Raw genomic sequence first — 21,275 nt, forward strand, 5'->3', positions numbered from 1 at the left:
TCAGTCCTTCAGTCCGGCGTTGATGTCGGCGCCCATGACGTACCGCTGGAAGACCAGGAAGACGGCGATCAGCGGGATCATGGAGATGACCGAGGCGCCGAGCAGCACCGACCAGTTGATGTTCTGCGCGCCGACGATGCTCTGGATGCCGATCTGCACGGTGAACTTGCTGGGGTCGTTGAGCATGAGCAGCGGCCAGATGTAGTCGTTCCACCGCCACTGGAAGGACAGGATGGCGAGGGTCAGCATGATGGGCCGGGAGAGCGGCACCATGATCCGCAGGAAGATCGACAGCTCGCGGGCGCCGTCGATGCGCGCGGCCTCGACGAGTTCGTCGGGGACCGTCAGGAAGAACTGACGGAACATGAAGCAGCCCGTCGCGGTGAGCACGGCCGGGAGGATGATGCCGGCGAACGAGTTGTAGAGGCCGAGGTTGCGGACCACGAGGAACTCGGGGGCGAGCATGACCTCGGAGGGCAGCATCGTGGTGGCCAGGATGCAGATGAAGAACGCCTTGAGCCACCGGTTGTCGTACTTCGCGAGCGCGTACCCGGTGCAGCAGCTGACGCCGACCGTGAGGACGGTCGTGATCACGCACACGAGGGCCGTGTTGATGAAGTACTGGGAGAAGTTGGCGCTTTCCCACGCCGCCTTGAACCCCGAGAGGGTGGGGTTGTGCGGGACGAGCGTCAGCGGGTAGGAGAACAGTTCGCTGGACGGCTTGAGGGAGCTGAGGACGAACCACAGCACCGGCAGTCCGTACAGGCACGCCAGGATCCACAGCAGTGTCGTCGCGGACACCGCCCGCCGCAGCCCGCCGCTGGTGGCCCCGCGGGTCCGCTTCTTGGAGACGCCCGGTCCGGGATCGGCGTCGACCGGTCGGGGCATGTCGGTGGTTGTCATCGGTTCTCCACCCGTCGGTTGACGATCAGCTGGATGATCGCGACGGCCATCAGGATGAGCATGAGCACGAACGACGCGGCGCTCGCGTAGCCGATCTGGCCCCGTTTGAAGCCGGTCTCGTAGATGTACTGGACGAGCAGGTTGTTCGACGTGCCGGGTCCGCCGTTGTTGAGGGCGACGAACACCGGGTATTCCTTCATCGCGTTGATCGTGTTGAGCAGGATGACGATGAACGAGGTGGGCGCGATGCTCGGCAGGGTGATGCTGACGAACTGGCGCCACGGGCCGGCGCCGTCGAGCGAGGCCGCCTCGTAGTAGGACACCGGTACGTTCTTGATGGCCGCTATGAACAGCAGCATCGAGAAGCCCGTCCAGGCCCAGGACGCCGCCATCACCACCACGATCAGCGACAGGTCCGCGTTCGACTGCCACGGAACGGCGCCGCCGCCGAACTGCTCGATGATGTAGTTGACCAGTCCGAAGTTCTCACCGAACAGCCACCGCCACAGGACACCGACGACGATGGGCGACAGGAGCCACGGGATGAAGAAGATGACGCGGGCCACCGACGCGCCCTTGGCGTACTTGTTCACCACCAGGTTGGCGGCGAGCAGCGACAGCGCGAAGTTCAGCGGGACGAAGAGCACCGCGTACAGCAGCGTCCGGGTCAGCGCGTCGTAGAAGGTCGAATCGCCCAGCAGGTTGTGGTAGTTGTCCAGTCCGACGAACTGGAACGCCCCTACGCCCGTGTAGTTCGTGAAGGAGTAGACGAGCCCGATCACCGCCGGCCAGACGAAGAACAGCGCGAAGAGCACGACATTGGCCGCGATGAGGACGAGCGGCGCGAGGATGTAGGTGCTGCGTCGTCTCCTGGGCGGGCTCACGGACACGTCCGGGGCGCGTTTTGTCATCTTCCTGACTCCGTGCTGGTGGATGGGATTGCGGTGGGCTCACGCCATGAGCCCGGCAGCGGACGCCGTGCGGGGCCGGGCGGCGGTGTCGGGACACCGCCGCCCGGCCCGGGGGCCTACGATCCGCCGCCGACCTGCTGGTTGTAGCCGGCCACGATGTTCTCCAGGGCCTTGTCGGCCGACTGCTGGCCGTTGATGGCCTTGCCGAGTTCCGTCTTGGTCGGGTCCTCGGTGAGGCTCTTGCCCTTCAGCACCCAGTTCGTCTGCGCGCCGTTGAAGTAGCCGGAGATCGGGGCGTAGAGCGGGATCTCCTCGTTGTACAGCTTGAACGCCGCCTGCGCCGCCTCGGAGGTGAAGGGGTACTTCGGGTCGAGGCCGCTCTCGACCGGCAGGAAGCCGGACGTCTCGCACAGCTCGCGGTAGTGGTCCGGCTCGTACAGCCAGGACATGAACTTCGTCGCGGCGGTGGCCGCGGCGCCGTTGTTGTTGAAGCCGACCATCATGCCGCCGCTGTTGACGTCACTGGCCTGCACCGGCTGGGCGGGGGTCGGGACGCTCGCCCAGTCGAACTTCTTGATGCTGTCCGCGAAGGAGGCGACCTGCCACACGCCGGACCAGTAGGCGACCACGTCACCGCTCTGGAACATGGCCGACGGGTCGGCGCCGCTCGTCCACACCGACTTCGGCATGGTCTTGTCGTCGTTCCAGCCGACGAAGGTGTTCACGGCCTTCTTGGTCGCCTCGTCCACCGAGAACTTGCCGGAGTCGTCGGCGTGGACGTACTTGCCGCCCATCTCGTAGACCATGGCACGCAGCCGGGACGGCGACTGGTCGAAGGTCAGGGAGTACTTGGCGCCGGTCTTCTCACGGACGGTGTTCGCCGCCTTGATGAAGTCGGTCCAGGTCCAGGTCTTGTCGGGCGAGGTCGGGAACGCGACGCCGGCCTTCTTGAACAGCGTCTCGTTGATGAACAGGCCGGACGCGGTGACGTCCGAGGGGATGGCCAGCACCTTGCCGGACGAGTCCTTGGCGATGAAGTTGGCGTTGATCTTGTTGGTCTTGTTCTCGGCGATGGACTTGAGGTCGATCAGCTTGCTCGACCAGATCGGGTCCAGCGCCGGCACGGCCGCCACGTCGGGCAGGGAGTTCGCCTGCGCGGCGTTGTGGAGCTTCGTCGGGTAGCCGTCGTAGGGGATGTTGACGAGCTTGACGTCGACGCCGGCTTCCTTCTTGTACTGCGCCACCAGCTTCTTCCAGCCCGCGTCCTGGCCCGGAACGGTGGAGATCCAGAACGTCAGGGACTTGGAGTTGCCGCCCGAGCTGCCGTCCGACCCGCAGGCGGACAGCAGCAGGGCACCTGCCGTGGCCACGGCAGCGAGGGGGACAAGACGGCGTATGCCGCCGCGGCCGAGTCGGCGGGAGCGCCGCACACCCACACTGGTCATCTTCGATCCCTTTTCGTCGTAGGGGACGGAGCACGGCGCCGATCGATGCGGCACGGGTGCATTTTGCAGGAAATTTCGCTTTCCGGGGGGCGCGGCCTCGCCCGGCCGCGTCGCCGTCACGGGTGGGATCCCCGGCCATGAGGGCCGTCGTCGCACAAGCACGCCCTCGTGCGGCTGCCGTACTTCGCGTACGGGCGGGACGCTCACCCCAAGCCGGCGTCCCGGCCGACTTAGAAAGCGCTTGTCCGGACATTGGCAGACCGAGTCGGAAGCCGTCAATCCTCAGCCCGCGCGGCCTCGGTCACGGTTTGGACTCCCCGGGCGACCGCGAGCCGCGCGGCACCCGCGACGGTGCCGGTGTCCCCGACCCTGCTGCTGACCACCTCGGTGGGCCAGCTCAGCCGGGCCAGCTCGGCCCGCACACCGGGCAGGAGCTGCGGATCCGCGCCCGTACTGCCGCCCAGCACGATCAGGCCCGGGTCGAGCACGGCGGTCACGGCGGCCGCCAGGCGGCCGACGTCCGCGGCATGCCGGGCCACGATGTCGCGGGCCGGGGCGAGCCCCTCCCCCGCCAGGGCGAAGAGCCGCTCGGTGGTCCGCGGGCAGGGGCCGTCGGCGCCCCGCCAGAGCGCCTCGGCCCGGCGCAGCAGCGAGCGGGCGCCGATGTACTCCTCGAGGGCCTCCTGGCGCGGTTCACGGCCGTCGTCCCACGGGTACGGCAGCCGGGCCAGCTCACCGGCCGCGCCGTTCGAACCGCGCAGCACCGAGCCGCCGACCACGATGCCGAGGCCGATGCCGACGCCGATCCGCAGGTAACCGAAGGTGTGGCGGCCGCGGGCCGCGCCCTCGTGCAGCTCCGCGAGCGCCGCGCAGTTGACGTTGTTCTCGAGGTGGACGGGCACCCCGGGCGGCAGGGCGACGGCCATGGCGTCGAAGACCGGGCCCGCCTTGGCGGTCGCGGGGCGCATGCCGCTGCCCCGCAGGTCCCTGGCCGCGACGTCACCGACGGCGACGACGATGGAGCGCAGCGGGATGCCGTCGGGCAGTGCCCCGAGCGCCTCGCGCACGGCGTCGGCGGCGTCCGTGCGCGAGGCCGTGGCCTCGGCGAGCAGGGAGCCGTCCAGGGCGCAGCCGCGGACCCGGGTGAGCGCCGGCCCGAGGTCGACGGCGAGCACGGCGCCGGCGGCCCGCCCGAGGCGGTAGACGGCCGCCGAGCGGCCGGTGCCGCTGGAGGCGGTGCCGGAGTGCGCGGCGAGCCGGGCGTTCTCCAGCTCCGCCACGGCGGAGGACACGGTCGGCTTGGACAGGCCCGCCAGACTCGCGAGCTGCGGCCGGGTCGCACTGCCCGCCTGCGCCAGCACGGCGAAGACCGCGCTGGCGCTGTCGGTCAGGCGGGGGGCTTCCGCCACGTCGATTTCCACAGTTTCCCCCACACGGGTACAGGGCCGCGCTCACCCGCCGATCGTCTCGGCGGGCCACGGCGAAGGGATGCACCGACGTTGCGCGTTCCCGCCCCGCGGCGGCCCGGACAGGGCCTGGAGGTCGAGTGCGCGATTCCTCTTGACGCACTGTACTTCGTTAGTTAACTTCCTAACGAACTTCACGGTACTCGCCTGCCGTGCTTCGTCAGAGGCCCGTCCCGGGGCCTCCCTAGTTCACCATTGATCCGCAGACCATCGGTCACGGTTCGCCCGCCGTCGCAGCTGGACGCAACGACGAAAGAGGATCCGTGCAGGACTCTCCCCCTTCGCGCCCCCTCGTGGTCGGCGTCGACGTGGGCGGCACCAAGACGCAGCTGCGCGCCCTCGCGGGCGACGCGGTCGTGGCCGACCACGTCCGCGCCAGCACCGGGTGGCGACCGCACGACACGGCGGCCGCCGCGCGGTGGCTGACCGCCCTCGTCCTCGACGCGCTGCCCGCGGGCGCGCGCCCCTCGGCACTCGCCGTGGGCGCGCACGCCTGCGAGACACCACGGCAGTGCGCGCTGATACGGGACGCCCTGCAACTCTCCCTCGGTGTGCCCGCCCGGGTCGTGGGCGACGCCGAACTGATCGTCCCCGCCGCCGGAGCGGACAAGGGTGTGGGCCTGGTGGCCGGCACCGGTTCCGTGGCGGTGGGCCGGCTGCCCTCGGGCGACGCCGTCCAGGTCGGCGGCTGGGGCGCGGTCCTCGGCGACGAGGGCGGCGCGGCCGGTCTGGTCCGTGAGGCGGTCCGGGCCGTCTGGGCGGACCACGACCGCGGTGCGCGACCCGATGCCCTGGCCCTGGGTCTGCTCACCGCCTTCGACGTGTCCGAGGTCCCGGCGCTCGCCGGTGCCCTGGAGGGCGCCACGCAGATCTCCGCCGAGTGGGGGCGGCACGCGCCCGTCGTCTTCGCGGCCGCCGCCGAAGGCTCCGCACTCGCGCGGTCCGTGATCGCCGAGGCCGCAACCGCACTCGCCGCGCTCGTCGCCCGCCTCGCCGCCCGCGGGGTCCCGGTCGACGAGGTGGTGGTGGCGGGCGGCACGGTGCTCGGACAGCCGGCGCTCTACGACGCCTTCGCCGCCGCGCTGGCCGACGCGGTACCCGGGGCGCGGCCCCGGCCGCTCACCCGGCCGCCGGTCGAGGGCGCGGTGGCGCTGGCACGCTCCCTCCTGTGAGGCGCCCGGCGTGCGTTCACCCGCGGCACACCGGCCGGTCGCCGGGCCGTCGCGGAGCCGACACGCCCCGGCCGTAGATCTTCGCTCGTACGCGTCGTCCGGCCGATCCGCCGCCAAGGCGGCCCCGCCGGGGCCGGTCGGACGTGTCCCGCAGGTTTCCCCGCACTTCCTCCCCGGCCGCACGGCCGACGAAGTCCAGAGAGGCACACCCATGCCGTCACCCGCCGGGCAGTCCACCCCCTCGGCCGTGAACAGAAGGCGCTTCCTGAAGGTCTCCTTCGGCGGCTCGGCCGCCCTGGTGGCCGCCCCCACCCTGGTGTCCTGGCTCGGCGCGGCCGACGCCAAGGCCGCCACGGCCCCGCTGCCGTTCGTCGACGACTACCGGACGAACATCACGGCGAACCTCACGCCCGAGACCAACGCCGTGGTCCGGATCCTCGGCGGCTTCGCCCGGGTCTGGAAGACCGGCGCCGCCTGGAACACCGGCACCCCGCTGCGCGCGGACGTCCTGCGCGCCAACATGCAGTACTGCACAGCGGTCACCGGCGCCCGCACGGAGGCACAGGGCAGGGAGGCGTTCGTCCACGACCGCCAGCACCAGAGCTACGCGATGATCGGCGGACTCGGCCCGCTGTCCGACCTGTACAAGAGCGGCGCCAAGGCCGTCACGTCGATCACGAGCGCGCCGGACACCACTCCCCCGACGAAGATCGACGACGCCGTTCCCGCGGACGCGCCCGCCGGCTCCGCGCTCGGCGCCGGGTCGTACACCTCCGACCTCGGCCTGGTCGCCAGGCTCGTCGACACCGTGCGCGGACCGTACGCCTCGGGCAACCCGGGCAAGTACGCCTTCCAGTACCCGCGGCCGTGGCGCATGAACGAGAACAGCGAGGTCGTCGACACCGGCCGGACCGACGCCCTCGGCTTCCCCGTGTACGACTCGAAGGTGGTCGTCGTCCCGCAGCTGCTGCGCCAGCGCAGCACGTCCCCCGCCGACGACGGCGGGTTCCCCAGCGGGCATACCAACGCCTTCCACCTGGCGTCCCTGGCGTACGCCTACGCCGTGCCCGAGCGGTTCCAGGAACTCGTCACCCGCGCCCTCGCGCTCAGCCACACCCGCATCGTCTCCGGCATGCACTCCACGGTCGACGTCCTGGGCGGCCGCATCATGGCCACCGCCCTGGCCGCCGCCACGCTCGCCGACCCGGCCAACGCCGAGCTCAAGGCGGCCGCGCGCGCCCAGGCCCTGGCCTACTTCACCGGGAAGACGGGCACGACGGCCGACACCCTGTTCGCCTACGCCCACTCCGACGCCTCGGACCCGTACGCCGACCGCGAGGCCAACGCGCGCGCCAACGCGCCCCGGCTGACCTACGTCCTCGAGCGCGAGGGCCGCTCGACGCCCCTCACGGTCCCCAAGGGCGCCGAGGTGCTGCTGGAGACGCGGCTGCCGTACCTGACCGCCGCCCAGCGCCGCGAGGTGCTGCGCACGACCGCGCTGCCCTCGGGGTACGTCCTGCTGGACGGCTTCGAGCAGTGGGGCCGGCTCGACCTGTTCACCGCGGCGGACGGCTACGGGGCCTTCGACTCCGACGTCACGGTCACCCTGGACGCGTCCAGGGGCGGCTTCGAGGCGGCGGACTCCTGGCGCAACGACATCGGGGGCGACGGCGGTCTGACCAAGCGCGGCTCGGGCGCCCTCACGCTGAGCGGCCACAACCGCTACCGCGGCGGCACGGTGCTGGAGGCGGGCGTGCTCGTCGCAGGGCACGAGCGGGCGCTCGGCCGGGGCGACGTGCGGCTGGACGGCGGCACCCTGCGCGCCGGCGAGCCGGTGCGGGTGCGCGGCGCGTGGACCCAGGGGGCCGGCGCGGTGCTCGACCTGACGCTGCACCGCTACCACGCCCCGGCGCTGCGGGTGTCCGGGCGGGTCCGGCTCGACCGGGGGTCGGTGCTGTCGCTGCGGCTGGACGCCGACCGCCCGCCGGTCGCGGGGAGCACCGTGCCGGTGATCGAGGCATCGGCGCTGCGCGGACAGTTCGACCGCGTCGAGCTGAACTCCGACCACCTGCGCGCCGTACCCGTGTACACGGCAGACGGTCTGTCGGTACGACTTGTGAAGCGGTAACACCCTCGCGGCGGGAGCCGGGCGCACGGGCCTTCGAGCCCCGCCGCGCCCGGCTCCGGCAATCGCCCGGCCGGTGTCACCGCAGGGCGGACGATGGCACGCGCAGCACACCCGGTCCCGGCTCCCACCCCCGACGCCGGCACGGCGCCGGCACGGCCGCGGGGGCGCCGGCGCCTGCTCGTGCCGCTCCTGGTGGCCGTCCTGCTGGCCCAGATGGCCGTCGCCATGGTCACCACCGCGGTGCGGCAGACGCCGACCATCGACGAACCCGTGTACGTGGCGGCGGCGGCCGGCTACCTCCACGAGCACCGGGTGCGCCTCAATCCCGAGCACCCGCCGCTCGGCAAGCTCGTCGTCGCCGCCGGTGTGGCGGTGGCAGGTGCGCACGTGGATCCCTCGTTCACCGGCACCCAGGAGGCCGCGGGCCGGCACCTGCTGTACCGGTCGGGCAACGACCCGTGGCGGCTGATGCTGTGGGCCCGGCTGCCGGTGATCGCGCTGACGCTGCTGTTCGGCCTGGTGGTGTTCGCGTTCACCCGCGATCTCGCCGGGCCCGTCCCCGCCCTCGCGGCGCTCGCCCTGTACGCCCTCTCCCCCGACGTCGTCGCGCACGGCTCGCTGGCGACCCTGGACGTCCCCGCGGCGGGTTTCCTGCTGACCTCGGTGTGGCTGCTGTGGCGGGCCCGCGACCGGGCGCGCCGCTGCCTGCCGCTGGCCGGGGCCGCCCTGGGCGCGGCGCTGGCGACGAAGATGAGCACGCTGCCCGTGGTGCCCGTGGCGGCGGCCCTCGCGGCGCTGTCGGTGTGCGCCCGGCGCCCTCGGGACGTGCGGCGGGCGCTGCTCGCCGCGGGGGTGGTGACCGCGGTCGCCGTGGCCGTCGTCTGGGCCGCCTACCTCGCGGTCGATCCGCGGCTGCGCTGGGATCCCGGGGCGACCCATGTGCCCGTCGTGCACGGTCTGCGCGGGCACCTCGTGCGGCTGCTGCCGTTCCCCGAGGCGTACCGGGACGGCATGCGGATCCAGTTCGGCATGGAGAACCGCTCGTGGGCGGGCTTCCTCTTCGGTCACCGGTACACCGGTGCCCGCTGGTACTACCTGCCGGCCGCCCTGCTCGTGAAGACCCCGCTGGGGGCGCTCGTGCTGTGGACGGCCGGGGCACTCGTGCTCGTGGTGGTGCGGCGGCTGCGTCCCGCGGCGCCCTACGTGCTGGTCCCGGCCGCCGTGCTGCTGGTCGCGGCCATGGCCGGGTCCCGGGACCTGGGGACCCGGTACGCCGTGTTCCTGCCGATGTCCCTCGCGGTGGCCGCGGGCTGCGTCCTGGCGGTGCGCCTGCGGTGGGCGCCGGTGGCGGTGGCGGCGCTGGTGGCCTTCGTCGCGGTGAGCTCCCTGCGGACGTTCCCGTACTACCTGCCGTACTCCAACGAGGCCTTCGGCGGACCGGCGAGGACCCATCTGCGGCTGCACGACTCCAACGTGGACTGGGGCCAGGACCTGGGGCGGCTGGCGGACCGGCTGCACGACCGCTACGCGGGCGAGCGGGTGTGGCTCGTGTACAAGGGCAGCGGGGTGCCCGCCGCCTACGGCATCGAGGCCCGCGACCCGCGGCGGGTCCCCCCGGCGGAGGTGCACGGGCTGCTGGTCGTGTCGGACTCCGCGGTCGCGGTGGCGAAGGGCCCGCTCGCCGTGCTGCTGCGCACCGGCCGGCCGGTCGACGAGGTCGGCCACTCGATCACGCTGTACCGGCGGTAATCCACGATCACCGGGTGCGCGAGGGGCGTCTTCGCCCACCCTGTACGGCGCGGTCCCTGAAGTATGTTGAGCCCCGTGGAAGACAAAGGAGGCGCACCGGTGCCATCGCCGCAACAGGCACGCGCACAGGCGTCCGCGATCACCTCTGGCAGAACGGGTCCGGAGACGGAGGCGTCCCCCACCTCCCGGCTCAGGGCGCTCTTCGACGGCCCCCATCTGTCCCCGGGGCAGCGGCGCATCGCCCAGTATCTGATCGAGCACATCACCGAGGCGGCGTTCCTGTCGATCACCGATCTCGCGGAGCGGGTCGGGGTCAGCCAGCCCTCGGTGACCCGGTTCGCCGCGGCGGTCGGCTTCAGCGGGTACCCCGCGCTGCGCGAGAGGCTCCAGTCGATCGCGCTGGGCGCGCTGGCCGGCGGCCCGGCGGCGGCCGAGGTGAACCGGAGCAACGAACTCCAGGCGGCGGTCGAGGCGGAGATCGAGAACCTGGAGAACCTGCGGCGCGACTTCGCCGACCCGGACCGGGTCATCGACGTGGGCCGCAAACTGTCCCAGTCGACGCCGCTGACCGTGCTGGGGCTGCGGATCTCCGTCTCGCTGGCGGAGTACTTCGCCTACGCGGCCCGCCGGGTCCATCCGGACGTACGGCTGGTGACCCGCGGCGGCAGCGTCGCCTACGACGCGCTCCTCCAGTCGCGGGAGGCGGGCGGCACCTGGGTGCTGGCGTTCTCGATGCCCCGGCACGCGCACGAGACGCTGACCGCCGTACGGGTCGCGCGCAGCGCCGGACTCAAGGTCGCCCTGATCACCGACCTGGCGCTCGGGCCGGTGGCCGACGAGGCCGACGCCACCTTCGCCACCGGCACCGGCTCCCGTCTGGTCTTCGACTCCTACGCGGCCCCCGGGGTGATGGCCGCGGCGCTGCTCCAGGCCATGACGGACGCGGGGCCCGAGCGCACCCAGGCGCGGCTCGAGGAGTACGAGCAGATCGCCGAGCAGCACCAGTTCTTCCTGCGCGAGTGACCGGTCTTCCCAGGCCACCCCCCTTCCCCGAACAAATCCACAGGGATCATTACGGGCAAATCGCGCATGAATGTTTTCATACGTCTTGCAAAGCAGTCGGCATATATAAATACTGCTCACGGCCGCATCCGCCCTCCGAGGGCTCCAGTGCGGGCACCCGAAGCCGCCGTCCCCTACCCGCGTCGGCGCCCAGGGTGCTCGGGGCATCGCCAGTGCGAGCGCCCGTGGCGGCCCCGGTCTTCCCCTGGACCGGGGCCGCCCCGAACCGTCGGACCACCGTCACGACGCCACATACCGGAAGCGATGATCATGACCCTGACGACGACGCGCATCAGCTCGGACTGGCCGTGCCAGGTCAAGACGCCCGGCAGCTACGACTGGGAGCGCTCGGCGGCCAAGTGGCTGCGCGAGCTGGTACCGGCGCGCTACGCGAGCTACCCCGCGCTGCTGCGTCACCCCGTGCTGCTCGCCCGCCACGCGCAGATCCAGGTCCAGAACGAGGTCCGGGTGGCCCGCACCGCCCTCCAGACCGCCCGCGCCGACCTGCCCAGGCTCGGACTGCCCGAGTCGGTCATCGAACACACGATCAAGATGTACGCGGCCGAGGTCATGCAGTTGCAGCACATCGCCCGCAGTGTCCGCGCGGTCACCCAGGCCCTGGCGGAGCACCACCCCGGACGCTGACGGGAGGGTCCTTACGGGCCCCCGGACAGGCATCGCCCCTGGCGGGAGCCTCGCTGTAAGACCCTGAACGAAGCCCGCCCCGTGTGCCATGCTCGATGCGTGACGAGCGAACCCGCCCTGCCCGCGGACTCCGGTGGCGTGCCCGACCTGGCGGCCCTGGCCCGGGTCGTGGCGCGCCAGCGCGCGGAGATGGACCGGTTGCAGAACATGGCGGCCACCTCGGCCGTCCTGGAGCGCGCCAAGGGCGTCGTGATGGCGCGGCTCGGCTGCTCCCCGGACGCCGCGCAGGAGGAACTCCAGCGACGGGCCGGAGCCGGGCAGCGCACCCTGCTCGAGGAGTGCTGGATCACCCTCGGCACCCTCACCGCGCAGCCCTCCGGCCCCCCGGAGGCCGGCCCGGCCGACGCACCCGCGCCGCGACCGGCCTCCGCGTCCGCCCCCGACGAGGTCGACGCCGTCTCCCTCGGCCGCCTGAGCCGGGCCCTCGTCCGGGTCGGCACCCCGCACGACCTCGCCCGCTGCCTGCTGGAGCGGCTCGCGGACGACGTGGGCGCCGACGCCGTGATGATCTTCTCGCGGCTGCCCGGCGGCGGGCTGGAGCTGACCGGGCACGCCGGCCTCGGGGAGGCCCTGGCCGACCAGTGGAGCCGTGTGCCGCCCATGAGCGGCATCGCGGCCCTGGACGCTCTCGCCACCGGGCGGCCGTGCTGGCTGGAGGACCTCCGCGCGGACGGCAAGCGGTACCAGCTGATCGGCGACCCGCCCGAGCGGTGGGCCTCGCGCGCCTGGCTGCCGGTGGTGACCGGCGCCTCGGCCGACGTCGCGCTCGGCGTCCTGCGCCGCCGCGAGGGCGCCTTCCCGCCCCGGCTGCGCGAACACCTGCTGGCCGTCGCCCAGCTCTGCGCGGGTCCGCTGCGCTCGTTCGGCACCCGGCCCGCCCCGGCCGAGGGCGCGGGCAAGGCAGCCGTGCAGAAGGTGCTCGACCGGCTGCCCGTCGCCGCGGTCCTGCTCACCCCGCTGCGCTCGGCCTCGAGGGACGTCGAGGACTTCCGCGTCGACGCCGCGACCAGCGTGACCTCGGACGCCATGGGCCGCAGCGGGCGCGAACTGGTCGGCCTGCGCTTCCTGGAGTGCTGGCCGGAGGTCGCCCACGACCCCCTGTGGGACGGCTGCCTGCGGGTGCTGGCCGGCGAAGCGACGTACGAGAGCGAGCCGTTCGCCCGGCAGCAGATCGTGTCGGGGGTGAGCGAACTGGCCACCTACTCGGCGCGGGTGGCGGCCCTGGAGGACGGGCTGGTCGTCAGCTGGGTGCGCCACGACCCCTCCGACCGGCAGGAACAGCGGCTGGCGGACGTGCAGCGGCTGGGCAAGCTCGGCTGGGCCACCTGGAACCTGGACACCGGCGAGGGCAACTGGTCCTCCCAGGTCTTCAGCATCCTGGAGCGCGATCCGGCGCGGGGCGTCCCCCCGCTGCCCGCCCTCCCCCGTCTCGCCCTGCCCGAGGACGTACCGGCGCTGGCCCGGGCCCTCGGCGACGTCGTGCGGCACGGACGGTCGTGCGACGTGCCGTTCCGGGTCGTCACCCGCGACGGCATCCGGCATCTGCGGGTGGTCTGCGAGGCGGTGACCGACTCCTCCGGCGCCCCCGTCGAGGTGCACGGCTTCGTACAGGACCTCACCGCCCAGCGCAGCGCCGAACTCGCCCTCGTCGCCAGCGAGCGCGCCATGCTCACCCAGCACGGGGTGCTGGAGGCCGAGCGGCTGGTCGCGGCCCGGCTCCAGGACGCGCTGCTGCCCCTGCCCAAGCAGCCCGTACGCCTGGCCGGACTGCGGGTGGACATCGCCTACCTTCCCGCGCAGTCGGGCCTCAGCGTCGGCGGGGACTGGTTCAGCGCCATCGAACTGCCCGACGGCGACGCCCTGTTCGTGGTGGGCGACGTGGCGGGGCACGGCATGGGCGCGGTGGCCTCGATGGCCCTGCTGCGGTTCACCGCCAAGGGCATGGTCATCACGGGCTCGTCGCTGACCGGCGCCCTGGCGCGCCTCAACGCCCTCCTGCTGCACTCCCACGACCCGCACGGCTCGGCGACCATGGTGCTGGCCCGCTACAGCCCGCGCGAACGGCTGCTGGAGTGGGCCCAGGCGGGCCACCCGCCGCCGCTGCTGGTGCGCGACGGCGAGGCGCGGTACCTGGAGCGCCCCTTCGGGATGCTGCTCGGCGCGGGCGACACCCCCCGGTACGAGGCGGCGCGGTGCCGGCTGGAACCCGGCGACCGGCTGCTGTTCTTCACCGACGGCCTCGTCGAACGCCCCGAGGAGAGCATCGACCGGGGTCTGGAGCGGCTCGCCGCGGCCGCCGCCCACAGGGGCGCGGCAGGACCCGCCCCGCTGGAGCGGCTGCTGGGCGGGCTGCGCGAGCCCGGGGGACGCGACGACGTCTGCGTGCTCGACATCCAGGTCCCGGCACCCCACGCCCCCTAGGGGGTGTCCCGCGGGGTCAGCCGGCCGTGGCGGTGCGGGATTCCAGGTCCCGGCGGGTGTCGTCGCCGTAGACGCCGGACTCGTCACCGCGGATGCCGTACCAGAGCTGGAAGCGCGCGACCGCCTCGGTGAGGACGGTGTCGTACCGGCCGTCGGTGGCTCCGTGGGCGTACACGTCCGGGATGCGCAGCAGGCGTTTTTGCAGGTCGGCCACCTCGGCGCCGCTGTCGCCCTCGCGCAGGGTGCCGGCCCCGTCGGGGTCGGCGGACGCGGAGGGCGTGGGGTCCGGGGCGGGGGCCGTCGCCGGGGGCGTCTGCGCGGCCGCCGCCTCACCGCCGCGGCCCGGCAGCAGGAGGGCCCCGGCGAAGCCGGCCAGGGCCGCCGCGCACACCCCGACCGCGATGGCACCGCGCCGCAGCCCCGCCCCGGAGGAGTCGCCCCGGACACGGCTCCCCGCGCCGGACGCCACCGGCGTACCGCTCCCTGCGCCACGACGGCGCGCAGCGCGTCCGCCCTTGCCGTCCGCGGCAGCCGCCGCGCCCCGGCGACCGGCCCCCGCCGTGCCGGTCCCGGCGCCGCTGCCGGGAGCGGGGCGCGGGTCGCGGTGCTCGCTCGACCAGTCACGGCCGCCGTACGGCAGCGGCGGGGAGGGCCGGGCCGGGGACTCCACCGGGGAAGCGGAGGCGAACGGAGCCGTCGAGGCCCTCGGAGCCGCCGGGACCGCCGGGGCCGTCCCGCGGGGGTCCAGGGGCGGGAGTTCCTCCGTCTCGGCCTCGCCGACGGCCGCCAGGGGGATCGACTCGTAGGCGTCGGGATCCTGGGTCAGCTCGGTCATCTCGCGGAACAGCTCCGCCAGGGCATCGGTGTTGCGCGGTCGCAGGACCCGGATGGGCTCCAGGACCGGGCGTTCGTGCGGCTGGCCCGGCTCGTCCGGTGTCGGCACGCTCGTCTCCCTCCCGTGGTTCCCCCAGGAGAGATACGGGCGGGCGGGCGGCCGGGTTCAGCCGTCGAGGAAGCGGTGCAGGGAACGGGTCGTCGCGCCGACGAAGGCGTCCCGTCCGGCCTCGTCGAGGGCGTCCAGGGACAGATAGGGGTTGAGGTCCTCCAGCTCCACCAGCAGCAGTTCGCCGTCCGGGGCCCGGCAGGCGTCCACGCGCTGGATGCCGTGCGCCAGGCCGTTCCAGTCGATGAACCGGCGGGCGAACTCCAGGTCGCGCACGGTGGGCCGGTAGGGCCGCAGCTCCCAGCGACGGTCGGGGCGGGGCGCGTACAGCGCGTACTGGAAGTCGTGGTCGACGTAGATGAAGGAGACCTCGTAGGAGAAGTCGACGCACGGCTGCACCAGGAGCGAGCCGTCGCTCAGGTCCGGCAGCTCCCGCGGCGGGAGGATCCGCAGCCCTATGGAGTCGGCGCCCAGCTTGGGCTTGACGACGTAGCGCTCGGCGGCGGGCAGCCGGTGCAGGTCCTCGGCGCGGTCCACGGTCGGGATGACGGGGTGGCCCGCGGCGCTCAGGTCGACGAGGTACTGCTTGCCGGCCATGTCGGCGCGGCCGGTAAGCGGGTTGTAGACACGGACGCCGTCCGCGAGGGCGCGTTCACGGAACGCCTCGTACTCCTTGCGGTAGTCCAGGACCGGCCCGCTGTTGCGGACGACGACGCCGTCGAAGGAGTGCATCAGCGCCGCCGCGTCCAGCGGATGGCACAGGGCCAGGTCGAAGTCCGCGCGCAGCCGGGAGGTGAGGAGGACGTCCTCGTCGCAATAGCGCCGCCCGCGTGCCTGATAGGCCAGGTCGGTCACATAGAGGAGACGGGGGCGGGCGGCGGGCATGCGCTCTCCTGATGACGGGCGGTCGGCGGTGCGCACAGGCTACGGCAGCGGGCCGGGACCGCCTCCGTACGGGATCGGCGGGGGGGCGACGGCACTCCTGAGGGGCGGGAGGCGGGCGGGCCGTACGATGAAAGGACCGCCGTTTGTCTCCCGAAGGGCTCGTCGACTCCCGTGACCACCGCAACACTGCTCGACGGCAAGGCCGCCGCGGCCGACATCAAGAGTGAACTCGCCCTGCGTGTCCAGGCGTTGAAGGAGCGCGGGATCAGCCCCGGGCTGGGCACCATCCTCGTCGGCGACGACGCGGGGAGCCGCTCCTACGTGGGCGGCAAGCACCGGGACTGCGCCCAGGTCGGCATCGCGTCGTTCCGGGTGGAGCTGCCCGCGGACGCTTCCCAGGCCGACGTGGAGGCCGCCGTGCTGCGGCTCAACGCCGATCCGGCCTGCACCGGCTTCATCGTGCAGCTCCCGCTGCCCGCTCACATCGACACCCACGCCGTGCTGGAGCTGATCGACCCCGTCAAGGACGCCGACGGCCTGCACCCGACCAACCTCGGCCGCCTGGTGCTGGGCATCCCCGGCCCGCTGCCGTGCACCCCCCGCGGCATCATCGACCTGCTGCGGCGCAACCACGTGGCGATCACGGGACAGCAGTTCTGCGTCATCGGCTGCGGGGTCACCGTGGGCAGGCCGCTGGGCATGATGCTGACCCGCAGCACCGAGCACGCCACGGTGACCCTGTGCCACGAGGCCACCCAGGACACGGCGGCGCACGCCCGGGAGGCCGACGTGGTGGTGGCCGCGGCGGGCGTGGCCCACCTGGTCAGGCCCGACTGGATCAAGCCGGGGGCGACGGTGCTGTCCGTCGGCCTGACGCGCACCGTCGAGGGCATCCTCGGTGACGTCCACCCCGACGTGAGCGATGTCGCCGGCTCCTTCGCCCCGCCGATCGGCGGGGTCGGTCCGATGACGCGGGCGATGCTGCTGACCAACGTGGTCGAGGCCGCCGAGCGGATGTGACCCCGGCGCCGGGTGCCCGGCGCCCCGTCACCTGACACCCGCCATCTGGCACTCGGTTCCCTGTCGGCAGGGAACCGAGTGCCATCGACGTCCCGCAGGTGTTACGTTCGCGTCCATGAGCGCCACTGACAAGGCCGAGGCCAGGCCGCCCATGCGGGACGCCCTGATCGCCGCGGCCTTCCGGCTGTTCCTGGAGCGGGGCTACGAGCAGACCACGATCGAGGACATCGTCACGCTCGCGGGCGTCGGACGGCGGTCCTTCTTCCGCTACTTCCCCTCCAAGGAGGACGTGGTCTTCCCCGACCACGAGCGGTGCCTGGCCGACATGACGGCGTTCCTCGCGGCGAGCGGACGCGAGCACGAGCCGGTGCGCCGCGTCTGCGACGCGGCCCGGCTCGTGCTGCTGATGTACGCGGAGAACCCCTCCTTCTCGGTGCAGCGCTACCGGCTCACCAAGCAGGTGCCGGGGCTGCGGGCGTACGAACTGTCGGTCGTCTGGCGCTACGAGCGCGCCCTCGCCGACTACCTCCGCGGCCGCTTCGCCGGCCGGCCCGACGGCAACCTGCGGGCCGACGTGATCGCCGCCGCCGTGGTCGCTGCCCACAACAACGCGCTGCGCTCCTGGCTGCGTTCGGACGGACAGGGCGACGCGAGCGCGACCGTCGACCACGCCCTGGGGTACGTGCACGCGGCGTTCGGCACGGCCGGGACCGGTCCGGCCCCCGCGCCCGCCCCGGCGGCCCCCGCGCCCGCGCTCTCCCCCGTGTTCCCGGCGCTCCCCTCCGACGAGGGGCCGGACGACGTGGTCGTGGTGGTCGCCCGGCGCGGCACGCCCCTGTGGCGGGTGGTGCGGGAGATCGAGACGACGCTGGACGGGGACTGAGCTCCTCGAGACCCCCTCGAACTTCGCCGAACCCCCTCGATATTGCGGGTACGCAGTGCCTTTACGCGTGGCACTGAGTGCCATACCCTGTGGGCGTGCACGGTGGCACGGCGACCGGGCACGTACGTGCGCGGGTGAGCCGAGCACGGGATTCCGGCCGAGTGCAGGGAGTTGACCCGCGTGTACCACTTCTCAGGAAACGCCGTTCAGCAGGCCGTCGGTTCCGCGGCGGGCGTCCTCGACCGCGCGAGGACCGACGGCGACACGATCCTCTTCCAGCGCTGCACCTGGTGCGGCACCGCGATGTACCACCGGCTGCTGTGCCCGGTGTGTCAGGGCAGCGACCTGTGCACCGAGCGCAGCGAGGGCACCGGCACGGTCCGGCACGCCACGGTGGTGAACCGCAACACCCCCGCCGCGCGCAACGTCTCGCTCGTGGAGATGACCGAGGGGTTCGTGGTCCGCGGCCGGGTCATGGGCCCGCTCATCGGCATCCACAGCGGAGACCGCGTCCGGCTCTCCACGGTCAAGGACCCCGTAAGGGGCGAACCGGTCTTCCAGCTCCTCGACGAGCCGTACCGGGCCTGGCACTGATCCCCGGCCGGGGACGGCGCCCGCTCCCACCGCCCGTTGCACGGTGTCCGGATCCTTGCGGCGGCGAGCCCTGATCCGGGGTCACGGGCAACCTGCGGACACGCGTTCGCTTCCTCCGGTGCGCGAGGGGCTCCCCATACGGACGGGGTGCCCGCGCTCCGAGTGGTGAGGAGTGGACCTTGAACCGTGCCCGGCGCACAGGTGTCACCGTCGTGGCCGCGCTCGCGGCCCTGGCGGGGACACCGGGACTGGCACAGGCCCGGCAACCGGCCGAGCCGAGACCGGCGACCCCGACAGCGGCCCCCGACCGTCGACTGCCCCCGGGGTGGCAGGTGGACGGCGACGGCAGCGCACGGGAACTGGTGTGGCGAGCGCCCGCGCCCGTTCCTCCCGGCGACGCCCGCGTGGAGTTCCGCGCCGGCGACCGGCTGCTCGGTATACCGGCGCCGAGCGGCGACGGCCGCACCTTCCGGCTCCCCCTGACCGGCCGCGCCGACGACCTCCCCCTCGACGACCTGCGGGTCCTGGCGGGCGGCCGCCGTCTGGACGGGACCAAGAACTCCGCCGCGGACCGGCGGCGTTCGTCCCGCGCCGTACCGCCGTCGGCCCAGGCGCCCGCCCCGCTGCCGGCCGGCTCCGTCGACCCGGGCCGGCCGGGCCCCTACCGCACGGTCGGCGGCGGTTACGACCTGGCGCCGGTGAAACTGCCGGGCTTCGCCCAGCCGGTGGAGATGCGGGCGGTCGTGGTGGCGCCGAAGGGAGCCGTCGGCAAGCGGCCGCTCGCACTGTTCCTGCACGGCCGGCACACCACCTGCTACCGGCCGGGCAGCGACGAACCCGACATCTCCTGGCCGTGCCCGGCCGGCATGAAGTCCATCCCCAGCCACCGGGGTTACCTCCAGGACCAGCGACTCCTCGCCTCGCAGGGCTACGTCACCGTGTCCGTCTCGGCGAACGGTGTCAACGGCCAGGACGCCCAGGTCGAGGACGCCGGTGCACAGGCCCGTTCCTCACTGGTGCGACTGCACCTCGCCCGGTGGGCCGACTGGGCCGCCCACCCGGACAGGGCCCCCGCCACGGTGCCGGACGCGGCGAAGGCCGACCTCTCGCGCGTCCTGCTCGTCGGTCACTCGCGCGGCGGCGAGGGCGTCAACCGCGCCGCCCTGGACAGCCTGTACCCGCCGCCCGCCGCACAGGACGGCTACCGGGGTCCGGTCCGCTGGAAGATCCGCGGAACCGTCCTCGTCGGACCGACGATCTTCGGCCAGAATCCGGTCGCCGACGTACCGTCGGTCACCGTCCTGCCCGGCTGTGACGGCGACGTGGCCGACCTGGAGGGCGAGTCCTACCTCGACGGCACGCGCGGCATCAGCAAGGGCACCGCCCTGCACAGCGCCGTCTACGTGGTCGGCGCCAACCACAACTTCTTCAACACCGAGTGGACGCCGGGCAAGTCGGTCGCGCCGTCGTCCGACGACTTCCGGGAGGACCCGGAGGCGCCCGACCCCGTCTGCTCCGTCGGCCGCCCCACCCGGCTGACGGCCGACCAGCAGCACCGGGCCGGCAGCACCTACATCGCCGCCGCGGCCCGGCTGTTCGTCGGCGGTGACGACCGGGTGCGTCCGCTGCTCGACGGCACCGGCAGGCGCGCGCCCTCCGCCGACCCGGCCCGCGTGCTGACCCACGCGGTCGGCGCCCGCCGCACCGGAGGGTTCGTGCCCGACGACGGGGTCGAGGTGACCGGCGGCCGGGTGTGCCGCGCGGACTCCGACCCGGCCGTGTCCTGTCTGGGCGAGAACGCCACCGGGATGTCCCCGCACTTCGGCTGGTGGGACCTGGAGAAGGACTCGGGCAAGACCGCGGTCGCGCTGAAGTGGTCCGCGCCGGGCACCCCGACGACGGTCACCTCACGGGCCGCCGTCTCCCTCTCCGGCGCCAGGAGCCTGGCGCTGCGGGTCTTCGTGCCGCCCAACAGCACCGGCACCCGGCTGGACGTGTCCGTCACCGACACCGCGGGACGTCGCGCCGCTCTCGGCCGCGTCGCGGTCGACGGGCTGCCGGGCTCCGGCCGCACCTCCTCCTACTGGGCCCGCGAGGTCCGCGTCCCGCTCACCGCGGCCACCCGCGCCGGACTCGACCTCCGGCACGTCAGGTCCGTTTCCCTGACCCCGCGTTCGGGTTCCGGCCAGGCGTGGTTCATGGACGCCTGGGGCTGGGCTCCCGGCACACCGGCGGTACGGCCCGCGGCGCTGCCGCGCGTCGACATCGGCCGGCTCACCGCCAAGGAGGGCGACTCCGGTACCCGCACCTACCACGTCCCGGTGCGGGTCTTTGGCCACGGCAGCGGCACGGTGCGCTTCTACGTCGTCGATCCGGCGACGGGCGAGCCGACGGAGAAGGTGGTCGCGGTACGGCCCGGCAGCAGCCCGATCGACGTGCCGGTCGAGGTACGGGGCGACACCCGCTTCGCCTACGACGTGACGCACGACCTGCTGGTCAAGGCCGTGCGCGGCGCCGTCGTGGGTTCCTACCGGGGCGGGGTCACGGTGGAGAACGACGACCCGGCGCCGAAGGTGTCCCTCACGGCGGTGACCGACCGGGTGACCGAGGGCGGATCGCTGAGCTGGCGGATCTCGCTGTCGGAGACGGCCGACGTCGACTTCTGGCAGCCGGTCCTGGTGCTCCCGGTCACCGGGGGCGCCGAACTGTCCACCAAGGACGTGGACCCGCAGTGGCTGCTGGACAACTCCGGTGACGTGCCGGATCCCGAGCGTCCGCTGTCGCAGGCGAACCTGTGGGTCTTCGTGAGGATCCCGGCCGGGGCCACCGACACCGACTTCACCGTGCCCACGGTGAAGGACCAGGTGGCGGAGCCCGCCGAGTCGATGCGCCTGGCGCTGACCGACGACGAGGCCGAGCCGCTGCCCGACCGGCCGGCGCTCACGGGCACCGTGCTCGACGGGCCGTAGCACGCGCGCACCGTCCGCA

At 73.3% G+C, this 21,275-nt stretch carries 16 protein-coding genes; 10 read left to right on the plus strand and 6 right to left on the minus strand.

The window, feature by feature from the left end:
- The 4 genes from Saso_RS26615 to Saso_RS26630 all read right to left on the minus strand — a co-directional run bounded on the left by Saso_RS26615 (position 1) and on the right by Saso_RS26630 (position 4,668).
- The gene (locus Saso_RS26615) at positions 1 to 903 is read right to left on the minus strand and encodes a carbohydrate ABC transporter permease (protein ID WP_189924686.1); all 903 of its coding nucleotides are present in this window, start codon (positions 901 to 903) and stop codon (positions 1 to 3) included.
- Positions 900 to 1,814 (minus strand): carbohydrate ABC transporter permease, encoded by a 915-nt coding sequence (locus Saso_RS26620; RefSeq protein ID WP_189924684.1) that lies wholly within the window; start codon positions 1,812 to 1,814, stop codon positions 900 to 902. The genes Saso_RS26615 and Saso_RS26620 overlap by 4 nt, the downstream gene beginning before the upstream one ends.
- A 116-nt stretch (positions 1,815 to 1,930) precedes the next feature.
- The gene (locus Saso_RS26625) at positions 1,931 to 3,259 is read right to left on the minus strand and encodes an extracellular solute-binding protein (RefSeq protein ID WP_189924682.1); all 1,329 of its coding nucleotides are present in this window, start codon (positions 3,257 to 3,259) and stop codon (positions 1,931 to 1,933) included.
- A 275-nt stretch (positions 3,260 to 3,534) separates the two neighbouring features.
- Complete coding sequence (locus Saso_RS26630; protein ID WP_229901389.1) at positions 3,535 to 4,668, minus strand: ROK family transcriptional regulator; 1,134 nt, start codon at positions 4,666 to 4,668, stop codon at positions 3,535 to 3,537.
- Between the two features lie 320 nt (positions 4,669 to 4,988).
- On the opposite strand from Saso_RS26630, the gene Saso_RS26635 reads away from it, so the two are divergent.
- From Saso_RS26635 to Saso_RS26660, 6 genes are all read left to right on the plus strand, one after another.
- Positions 4,989 to 5,897: a BadF/BadG/BcrA/BcrD ATPase family protein gene (locus tag Saso_RS26635; protein WP_189924678.1), complete on the plus strand. Its 909-nt coding sequence runs from the start codon at positions 4,989 to 4,991 to the stop codon at positions 5,895 to 5,897.
- 211 nt (positions 5,898 to 6,108) lie between these two features.
- Entirely contained in the window at positions 6,109 to 8,025 is a 1,917-nt protein-coding gene (locus tag Saso_RS26640; RefSeq protein WP_189924676.1) for a phosphatase PAP2 family protein, read from the plus strand.
- Positions 8,026 to 8,118: 93 nt separating this feature from the next.
- On the plus strand, positions 8,119 to 9,774 hold the full coding sequence (locus Saso_RS26645) for a glycosyltransferase family 39 protein (RefSeq protein WP_189924674.1): 1,656 nt from the start codon (positions 8,119 to 8,121) through the stop codon (positions 9,772 to 9,774).
- A 99-nt stretch (positions 9,775 to 9,873) separates the two neighbouring features.
- Entirely contained in the window at positions 9,874 to 10,797 is a 924-nt protein-coding gene (locus Saso_RS26650; protein WP_189924672.1) for a MurR/RpiR family transcriptional regulator, read from the plus strand.
- 303 nt (positions 10,798 to 11,100) lie between these two features.
- A complete protein-coding gene (locus tag Saso_RS26655) occupies positions 11,101 to 11,481 on the plus strand; it encodes a hypothetical protein (RefSeq protein WP_189924671.1) in 381 nt (126 codons plus the stop codon).
- 99 nt (positions 11,482 to 11,580) lie between these two features.
- Positions 11,581 to 13,962 carry a SpoIIE family protein phosphatase gene (locus Saso_RS26660; RefSeq protein WP_229901388.1) on the plus strand — a complete coding sequence of 794 codons (2,382 nt, stop codon included), beginning with the start codon at positions 11,581 to 11,583 and terminating at the stop codon, positions 13,960 to 13,962.
- A 16-nt stretch (positions 13,963 to 13,978) separates the two neighbouring features.
- Here the strand turns inward: Saso_RS26660 and Saso_RS26665 are convergent, their stop codons facing one another.
- Together Saso_RS26665 and Saso_RS26670 are read right to left on the minus strand one after the other, a co-directional pair.
- Positions 13,979 to 14,602: a peptidoglycan-binding domain-containing protein gene (locus tag Saso_RS26665; RefSeq protein ID WP_413790185.1), complete on the minus strand. Its 624-nt coding sequence runs from the start codon at positions 14,600 to 14,602 to the stop codon at positions 13,979 to 13,981.
- A 360-nt stretch (positions 14,603 to 14,962) separates the two neighbouring features.
- Positions 14,963 to 15,790, minus strand: a complete 828-nt coding sequence (locus Saso_RS26670; protein WP_189924669.1) for an ATP-grasp domain-containing protein — start codon at positions 15,788 to 15,790, stop codon at positions 14,963 to 14,965.
- 171 nt (positions 15,791 to 15,961) lie between these two features.
- Between Saso_RS26670 and Saso_RS26675 the strand changes: the two genes are divergently transcribed.
- The 4 genes from Saso_RS26675 to Saso_RS26690 all read left to right on the plus strand — a co-directional run bounded on the left by Saso_RS26675 (position 15,962) and on the right by Saso_RS26690 (position 21,256).
- Positions 15,962 to 16,810 (plus strand): bifunctional methylenetetrahydrofolate dehydrogenase/methenyltetrahydrofolate cyclohydrolase, encoded by an 849-nt coding sequence (locus Saso_RS26675; protein ID WP_189924667.1) that lies wholly within the window; start codon positions 15,962 to 15,964, stop codon positions 16,808 to 16,810.
- Between the two features lie 151 nt (positions 16,811 to 16,961).
- Entirely contained in the window at positions 16,962 to 17,693 is a 732-nt protein-coding gene (locus Saso_RS26680; protein ID WP_189925030.1) for a TetR family transcriptional regulator, read from the plus strand.
- A 180-nt stretch (positions 17,694 to 17,873) separates the two neighbouring features.
- Positions 17,874 to 18,287 carry a Zn-ribbon domain-containing OB-fold protein gene (locus Saso_RS26685; protein ID WP_189924665.1) on the plus strand — a complete coding sequence of 138 codons (414 nt, stop codon included), beginning with the start codon at positions 17,874 to 17,876 and terminating at the stop codon, positions 18,285 to 18,287.
- Between the two features lie 179 nt (positions 18,288 to 18,466).
- Positions 18,467 to 21,256, plus strand: coding sequence for a hypothetical protein (locus Saso_RS26690; RefSeq protein ID WP_189924663.1), 2,790 nt, complete (start codon positions 18,467 to 18,469; stop codon positions 21,254 to 21,256).
- Positions 21,257 to 21,275: the final 19 nt, after the last annotated feature.

The sequence above is a fragment of the Streptomyces asoensis genome (assembly GCF_016860545.1).
Lineage (GTDB): Bacteria > Actinomycetota > Actinomycetes > Streptomycetales > Streptomycetaceae > Streptomyces > Streptomyces asoensis.